The 6593-nt window shown below is 58.8% G+C and carries 7 protein-coding genes and 1 pseudogene; 4 read left to right on the top strand and 4 right to left on the bottom strand.

The genetic code is table 11. The features are described 5' to 3' along the window. A pseudogene (locus J2W40_RS12440) lies at positions 1 to 134 on the bottom strand (UDP-glucose 6-dehydrogenase); the annotation flags it as partial. A gap of 172 nt (positions 135 to 306) precedes the next feature. On the opposite strand from J2W40_RS12440, the gene J2W40_RS12435 reads away from it, so the two are divergent. The 4 genes from J2W40_RS12435 to J2W40_RS12420 are packed head-to-tail and all read left to right on the top strand — an operon-like array spanning position 307 to position 4092. Continuing rightward, a complete protein-coding gene (locus J2W40_RS12435; RefSeq protein WP_310225186.1) occupies positions 307 to 1410 on the top strand; it encodes a KpsE/RkpR family capsule polysaccharide export protein in 1104 nt (367 codons plus the stop codon). Positions 1411 to 1418: 8 nt separating this feature from the next. After that, the gene (locus tag J2W40_RS12430) at positions 1419 to 2216 is read left to right on the top strand and encodes an ABC transporter permease (RefSeq protein WP_310225185.1); all 798 of its coding nucleotides are present in this window, start codon (positions 1419 to 1421) and stop codon (positions 2214 to 2216) included. Then, a complete protein-coding gene (locus J2W40_RS12425) occupies positions 2213 to 2869 on the top strand; it encodes an ABC transporter ATP-binding protein (protein WP_310225183.1) in 657 nt (218 codons plus the stop codon). The genes J2W40_RS12430 and J2W40_RS12425 overlap by 4 nt, the downstream gene beginning before the upstream one ends. Further along, positions 2866 to 4092 (top strand): glycosyltransferase, encoded by a 1227-nt coding sequence (locus J2W40_RS12420; protein ID WP_310225181.1) that lies wholly within the window; start codon positions 2866 to 2868, stop codon positions 4090 to 4092. Before J2W40_RS12425 ends, J2W40_RS12420 begins: the two co-directional genes overlap by 4 nt. A 19-nt stretch (positions 4093 to 4111) precedes the next feature. On the opposite strand, the gene rfbD is transcribed toward J2W40_RS12420, so the two are convergent. From rfbD to rfbA, 3 genes are read right to left on the bottom strand one after another with little or no spacing between them, the layout of a single operon-like run. Continuing rightward, on the bottom strand, positions 4112 to 4969 hold the full coding sequence (gene rfbD, locus J2W40_RS12415) for a dTDP-4-dehydrorhamnose reductase (protein WP_310225179.1): 858 nt from the start codon (positions 4967 to 4969) through the stop codon (positions 4112 to 4114). Further along, positions 4966 to 5511 (bottom strand): dTDP-4-dehydrorhamnose 3,5-epimerase, encoded by a 546-nt coding sequence (rfbC, locus tag J2W40_RS12410; RefSeq protein WP_310225177.1) that lies wholly within the window; start codon positions 5509 to 5511, stop codon positions 4966 to 4968. The genes rfbD and rfbC overlap by 4 nt, the downstream gene beginning before the upstream one ends. Further along, complete coding sequence (rfbA, locus tag J2W40_RS12405) at positions 5508 to 6392, bottom strand: glucose-1-phosphate thymidylyltransferase RfbA (RefSeq protein ID WP_310225175.1); 885 nt, start codon at positions 6390 to 6392, stop codon at positions 5508 to 5510. The genes rfbC and rfbA overlap by 4 nt, the downstream gene beginning before the upstream one ends. Between the last annotated feature and the right edge of the window lie 201 nt (positions 6393 to 6593).

Below are 6593 nucleotides of genomic sequence, written 5' to 3'. Positions count from 1 at the left end.
GGCATCCGCCCCGCTTCGATCGCCGCAATCTTGCCCGCATCCTTGTCAACGCAGACCACATCATGGCCGAAATCCGCAAAACAGGCCCCTGACACCAGGCCCACATAACCCGTGCCGATCATCGTGATTTTCATAGCCTTAGACGACCCCCGCAGTAAGATATTCGCTCGCCCTAGCATGGCGTTTTAAGATTATAAAGACACAGCTTTCCCGCACTACAGGTCGTCGCATGCGGATTTCAATCCACTGGACTTTGCCAAACGCACCCCCTAACACGAGCGCGAACAAAAGGCATGCCGGGTACCGATGATCAAAATTCCTGAACGTATCGGCAAATTGCCGATCCTCTTTGTCGTGACAGTAATTGTCCCGACCATGATTTCTGCTGTCTATTTTTCGCTGAGTTCCGATGTATACATCTCGGAATCACGCTTTGTTGTACGAAGCCCCGAAAAAAGCAGCGCCGGTGGTCTAGGGGCTTTGTTCAGAGCGGGCGGAATGTCCAATGATGCTAACGAAGGCTATGCGACGAAGGAATATATAACTTCTCGCGATGCGCTATCGACGCTGAACCGGGATGGCCTTGTTGCTAACGCTTATGGCAACGAAAATGTATCAATCCTCAACCGCTTTAATCCTTTCAACCGGGGTGGCGTGCGAGAAAAGCTATACAAATATTACACAGGCAAGGTGGAGGTTGCTCATGACGTGACCTCGTCGATTACAGCCCTGCGTGTGCGTGCATTCACGCCACAGGATGCGTTTGAGATTAACCGCCGCTTGCTGGTTCAGGCCGAGGCTCTGGTCAATGAACTAAACGGCCGCGCCCGTTCGGACCTCATCGACTATGCTAATAATGAGTTGAATGAAGCGAAGGCGGCGGCGCGCACGGCGGCTCTGGCCTTGTCCGATTACCGCAATCGCGAAGGCGTCGTGGATCCTGAAAAGCAGGCGACCGTCCAGTTGCAGATGATCTCGAAACTGCAGGACGAGATGATCGCGACGCAGACCCAGTTGATCCAGTTGCGGGCCTTCACACCGCAAAACCCGCAGATACCCGTGTTGCAGAACCGCGTGCAATCCCTCAATCGTGAGATTGACAAGCAGACGGGTCTGGTCGCGGGTAATCAGAAATCCCTGGCAGCGACGGCTGCGCAATTCCAGCGTCTGCAACTCGAAAGTCAGTTGGCGGATCGCCAGCTTGGCGCGGCGATCAGTTCGCTACAGGACGCGCGGAACGAAGCGCGCCGCAAGCGGGCCTATGTCGAACGAATCGTCGAACCCAACAACCCTGACTATCCCGCAGAGCCTAGGCGTCTGCGCGGTATATTGAGTACATTTGTGGTTGGACTGGTGATCTGGGCCGTGCTTTCGATGCTTGTGAGTGGTGTCAAGGAACATCGCGACTAATGACACAGATGCAGGAGCCACCTCCAATCAGCTTCCTGCGGTCCTGGGCGATCCAGCGGCGGGTGATTGGCGCATTGCTGATGCGGGAGGTCATTACCCGCTACGGCCGGCACAATATCGGTTTTCTCTGGTTGTTCGTGGAGCCGATGATTTTCACCATCGGCGTTACGCTGCTGTGGACCGCAACCAAAACGGTTCACGGGTCCGATCTGCCGATTTCCGCCTTTGCTCTGACGGGCTATTCAAGCGTGCTGGTATGGCGCAACATGCCATCGCGCCTCGTCGGTTCGATCGAGCCTAATTTGTCGTTAATGTATCATCGCAACGTCAAGGTCATCGACATATTCGCCGCCCGCCTGTTGCTCGAAGCTGTTGGCGTGGGCATTTCCTTTCTTATTTTGACGATGTTTTTTTCGGCCGTCGGCTGGATGAAGCTACCAGAGGATCCGCTCAAGGTCGTACTCGGATGGGTCATGCTGGTATGGTTTGGTTCGTCTCTGGGCATGTTCCTGGGGGCCTTGTCGAACCGATTTGAACTGATCGACAAATTCTGGCACCCGATGGCCTATCTATTGTTCCCGCTCTCAGGCGCGGCATTTCTCGTGGAATCGCTACCGGCCGAATTCCGGCAGTGGATTTTGTATTTGCCGATGGTGCATGGCGTTGAATGCGTTCGGGACGGCTTCTTCGGGTCCTATTTCACGCCCTATTATGATCTGAGCTATATGGCCCTATGCAATCTTGGCCTGTCACTCTTCGCTCTGTCGGAGATACGGCGCGCAAGCCGTAACCTGGTACCCGCATGATTCAGCTACAGAATGTGGGAAAGGCTTACGAGACTCGTCGTGGCCACCGCTGGGTGTTTCGCAATGTCGATCTCAGTATAAAACGCGGCGAGAAAATTGGCATCCTGGGCCGGAACGGAGCGGGTAAATCCACGCTGATTCGAATGATCAGCGGTATCGAACTTCCGACGCAAGGACGTATCGTCACTGATATGTCGATTAGTTGGCCGCTCGCCTTTTCTGGCGCATTTCAGCAATCGTTGACTGGCGCGGATAATGTGCGTTTCATCTCGCGCGTATACGGTAAAGACCCTGTCGAGATGATCGGTCTGGTTGATGAGTTTGCTGAATTGGGCCGCTATATGGACGAGCCCATAAAAAGCTATTCATCGGGCATGCGTGCGCGACTGGGTTTTGGCATTTCCTTGGCTGTAGATTTCGATTGTTTCCTGATCGACGAGATTGTGGCGGTTGGTGACGCTCGGTTCCAACAAAAATGTCGCGATGAGATGTTCATCAAGCGAAAAGATCGAGCGATGGTTATAGTATCGCATAATGATAACTATATCAGAGAACATTGCGATTCCGCCGGTGTATTGGCACAGGGGACTTTGACTGGTTTCGCGGACATGGATGAAGCCTACGCCTTTTATAAGGCGCATGAACGGGAATGAACTGGATTGCAGGACTGCTCGAACGGATAATTCCTTCGGCAGTCCGGCGGACGGACCCGCTTCCAGCCGCCCCTCGCCGCCTGCTGGTCGATCTGTCGACCATCGCCCAGCATGATGCCGGAACCGGCATTCAGCGGGTGGTGCGGGCCATTTGGCTCCACCTCGCCCGCGTGCAACTGGACGGCATCCTTGTTCTGCCGGTCGCTGCTACGGCAAAACGGGGATATGCTCTAGCCACGGTGGATGCGGCCAATGGCGGCCTGTCGCTGCCCTCCGCCGATGCGCCGCTCATCCACGCCGGGCCGGGGGACATCTTTCTGGGCCTTGATCTCGCCGCCCATCGTCTGTCGCGGCACCAGCGGCAGTTGGCGCGCTGGCGTCGCGCTGGTGCTTCCATCAACATTGTCATCTATGATTTGCTGCCACTCCAGCATCCGCACTGGTTTCCGCACAGTACCGGGCGCAATTTCAGGAAATGGATCGGCGTTGTCGGCCGCCTGAGCGATCGCACCATCTGCATTTCGCAACAGGTTGCCGCCGATTTTCACGCTTGGCTGGCGGCCAGCAAGGTCGCGCGCCGCGATGCCATCGCCGTGACGGTCATGCCGCTCAGCGGCGCGGTGGATGCGACCAACCCCAGCTGCGGCATCGGGGAGAAGGGGCGGGCAGCAATAGCCCGCGCCGAACGGGCGCGCACGATATTGATGGTCGGCACGATCGAGCCGCGCAAAGGCCATGATTGCGTGCTCGATGCCATGGAATATCTTTGGCAGACGCAGCCTGCCGAAGCGCCGCATGTCCTGATCGTCGGGCGGCCAGGCTGGCGTACCGAGGCGATGCAGGCCCGCCTCGCGGCGCTGGAAGCGCGGGCCGACCATCGACTGACTTGGCTTAGCCGGGCATCGGATGAACTGCTCGCCGCGCTCTATGCCCGCGCCGCCCTCGTCGTCATGCCCTCACGCGGTGAAGGCTTCGGCCTGCCGATCGTCGAAGCGCTGCGCCAGGGGCGCAAGGTTTTGGCACGCGACCTGCCGGTCTTCCGCGAACTGGCGCGACCGGGGCTTTTCTACTTCGATGACGACAGGCCAGCGGCGCTTGCCGACAGCATCCTCGCCACGTTGCTGGAAGCCGATCCACCGATTCCGGTCGGCGAGGACTGGGATGACAGCGTTGATAGCCTGTTGCGCGCGCTTGGTCTGGAGCAGAAAAAAGCCCCGGCCTGACCGACCGGGGCTTTTGCCTTCAACCTTGTTCCTTGATCTGCGCCATCATGACGCGCAGATTGTCGCGCCAATGCGGCGTCGGGCCACCCAGCGCTTCGAAAGTCGATGCCTTGTCCAGCACCGAATAATGCGGCCGCGTGGCGGGCGTCGGATAAGCGCTGGTCGGGATCGGAATGACCGTCGCCTTCTGCGTCAGCAGGCCGCTCGCCAGTGCTTCCTCCTGGATTGCGACGGCAAAGTCGTACCAGCTTGCCGCACCGGCATCCGTATAATGGTGCAGGCCGGTGACGCCAGCCGCGGCCATCGTCCACAACGCCGCGGCAAGGCCCGGCGCATAGGTCGGCGTTCCGATCTGGTCGGCGACCACACGCACTTCCGGGCGCTCGGCCATCAGTCGCAACATGGTACGAACGAAATTGCCGCCCGTCGGCGCATAAACCCACGCCGTCCGCACGATCAGCGCATCGGGGCCAGCCAATTGCTCGCCAACCAGCTTGGTGCGGCCATAGGCGCTCAGGGGCGCAGTCGGCGCGTCGGGCGCATAGGGCACGCCCGCCAGTCCATCGAACACGAAATCGGTCGAGACATGGACGAACCGCGCGCCAACGGCGCGTGCGGCATCGGCCAGCGTGCCGACGGCGGTGCCGTTGATCGCCAGCGCCAGATCCTCTTCCTGCTCCGCCTTGTCGACCGCCGTATAGGCCGCCGCGTTCAGCAGCAGGTCCGGCCTTTCCTGCGCCAGATAGGCCTGCACCGCATCAGCCTGGGTGATGTCGAGTTCATCAACATCGACGCAGCTTAGCACGGCCCCCGCCGGTGCAGTCGCCTGCAAACCGCGTCCCAACTGGCCCTTGGCCCCGACGATCACCGCCTTCATGCGAAAGCCTCGATCTCGGCCAGCGCCTGACCCTGCGCATCCTTGCCCGACAGGATCGGTTCGATCCCTTCGAGCGGCCATTCGATGCCCACCGCCGGATCGTTCCACATCAGCGAATGTTCGGCCGACGGGTCATAATTGGCGGTGCATTTGTAGAGAAATTCGGTGCCGTCCTCCAGGCTGATGAAGCCATGGGCAAAGCCCGGCGGCACCCAGAACATTTTCTTGTTCGCGGCGGACAGTTCAAGGCCGACCCATTTGCCGAAATGCGGGCTGGACTTGCGGATATCCACCGCCACGTCCCACACCCGCCCAGCGACCACGCGGACGAGCTTGCCCTGCGGATTGGGGTTCTGGAAATGCAGCCCGCGCAGCACGCCGCGCGCCGACTTGCTGTGATTATCCTGCACGAAATCCAGGTCCAGCCCCGCCGCCTTGAAGGCGTCCGCATTCCAGCTTTCGTAAAAGAAGCCGCGATCGTCGCCGAACACGCGCGGTTCGATGATCAACGGGCCGGGAATGGCGGTTTCGACGATGTTCATGCGATCGCACCCTTGCCTTTGAGAAGGTCCATCAGATAATTGCCATAGCCGCTTTTGCGCAGCGGCGATGCCACCGCTTCCAACTGGGCGTCATCAATGAAGCCCTGCCGCCAGGCGATTTCCTCCGGGCAGCAAATCTTCAATCCCTGCCGGTCTTCGGTCACCCGCACATAGAGCGCCGCGTCGAGCAGCGACCCATGCGTCCCGGTGTCCAGCCAGGCATAGCCGCGGCCCATAATCTCGACCGACAGCGAACCTTCTTCAAGATACAGGCGATTGAGATCGGTGATTTCCAGTTCGCCGCGTGGCGAGGGCGCCAGGTCGCGCGCCATGTCGACCGCCCGGCCATCATAGAAATACAGGCCAGTGACGGCGTAGTTTGACTTTGGATCTTCGGGCTTTTCCTCGATCGTCTCGGCCCGGCCGTCCGCATCGAAAGAGACGACGCCATAGGCCTTGGGATCACGGACATAATAGCCAAAGACCGTGGCCCCGCTCTCACGCTCGCTTGCGCGATTCAGCAGGTCGATTAGGCCGTGACCATAGAATATATTATCGCCCAGAACGAGTGTGGAAGGATCGCTGCCAACAAAATCGGCACCGATATGATAGGCCTGCGCCAACCCCTTGGGCTCTGGCTGCACGGCATAGGTCAGGTTGATGCCCAATTCCTTGCCATCGCCAAGCAAGGCCTGGAAAGACGGTGCATCATGGGGTGTCGTGATGATCATGATGTCGCGAATCCCCGACAACATCAGCGTCGAGAGCGGATAATAGATCATCGGCTTGTCATAAACCGGCATCAATTGCTTGGAGACGCCCTTGGTTAATGGATATAGTCTTGTGCCGGAACCACCCGCCAATATTATTCCCTTACGCACGTCTCACTCCCCATGAAAGGCGTTCGCGGGTCTAAATTGCGCTTGAGACGATTGCAAGATGATGTTGCGATGCCGCATGGGGCAAGAGATGCTGGATATTGATTGGAGGCATTTTGCCGCGCATCGGCCTGTTGGTGCCGTCAGCAAATCGTCACGCCCTTTGCGTAGGGCATCATGATCTAGCGAAGGGCGGGGGTTTGT

It is taken from the genome of Sphingobium xenophagum, from assembly GCF_031457465.1.
Lineage (GTDB): Bacteria > Pseudomonadota > Alphaproteobacteria > Sphingomonadales > Sphingomonadaceae > Sphingobium > Sphingobium xenophagum_A.
This window is presented reverse-complemented; position numbering and strand designations above follow the sequence as displayed.

Excerpts from the sequence above, each read along its gene's own strand:
- J2W40_RS12435 (WP_310225186.1), top strand. The coding sequence starts at position 307 with ATGATCAAAATTCCTGAACGTATCGGCAAATTGCCGATCCTCTTTGTC.
- J2W40_RS12430 (WP_310225185.1), top strand. The coding sequence starts at position 1,419 with ATGCAGGAGCCACCTCCAATCAGCTTCCTGCGGTCCTGGGCGATCCAG.
- J2W40_RS12425 (WP_310225183.1), top strand. The coding sequence starts at position 2,213 with ATGATTCAGCTACAGAATGTGGGAAAGGCTTACGAGACTCGTCGTGGC.
- J2W40_RS12420 (WP_310225181.1), top strand. The coding sequence starts at position 2,866 with ATGAACTGGATTGCAGGACTGCTCGAACGGATAATTCCTTCGGCAGTC.
- rfbD (WP_310225179.1), bottom strand. The coding sequence starts at position 4,969 with ATGAAGGCGGTGATCGTCGGGGCCAAGGGCCAGTTGGGACGCGGTTTG.
- rfbC (WP_310225177.1), bottom strand. The coding sequence starts at position 5,511 with ATGAACATCGTCGAAACCGCCATTCCCGGCCCGTTGATCATCGAACCG.